Origin of the sequence: Paraburkholderia sp. NMBU_R16 (assembly GCF_013282575.1) — a bacterium.
Taxonomy (GTDB): domain Bacteria; phylum Pseudomonadota; class Gammaproteobacteria; order Burkholderiales; family Burkholderiaceae; genus Trinickia.
The window spans coordinates 1-656 of sequence record NZ_JAAAYE010000255.1; the positions used below are offsets into that span (position 1 = coordinate 1).

A 656-nucleotide genomic window follows, 5' to 3' on the forward strand; every position below is an offset into this window, starting at 1 on the left:
CCGCCAGTGCGCACCATTGGGCTGTCGGTCATCGCGGCGTTGCCGTTCGCTTTTATACCGTATCGCCAACCAGTAGCCCCGTTTCTCCGCGAACGCCGGCCCCCACACGGGACTGAAGTGCTGCTGAGCAAATTGCGTCGCTTCATGCCTGCCGGTCCCGTCGATGCAAGCCTTAGAAAGACGTTCGGGCTTTCGTGACCCGTATCGGCTTTACCGCACGTTCAAGATACGAGCGGCGAAGAATCACAGTCGATCTCGGTCGATCGAGCGGCAGGACGATATTGTCGGGCGTTCGAGCTCACGCGCTCGGTAGTGCGCACATTACTTCCAGCGCATAGGTGGGGCCTGCCGACTGCAAGCATTCTTGGCCCTCATTCTTTGTTGACGGCGATCAACCACGCCGCACCAGGCCCTCGTAATCTGCATCTTGGGAATGACAGTCGGCAAGAGGTGGCGTGATGCTCAGAAGAGCCCTATTCGTTGTTCTGTTGATGTTGCCTGGTTCTTTCATAGTCTTGGGCGTTGCATGTTGTGGCGCGACAATCTGGATGAGAGACGCGCGACAAACAAGATGAGAATGTCGCGGCGAGGTTGATGATGCCGATGTTGATTGACGCTGACAAGCGTTTGTTGATTGACGCTCGGCGCATGTTGCA

The 656-nt window shown here is 56.9% G+C and carries 1 pseudogene; it reads left to right on the forward strand.

The features are described from left to right. Window positions 1-198 (forward strand): annotated as a pseudogene (locus tag GWC77_RS29890) (hypothetical protein); the annotation flags it as partial. Between the last annotated feature and the right edge of the window lie 458 nt (window positions 199-656).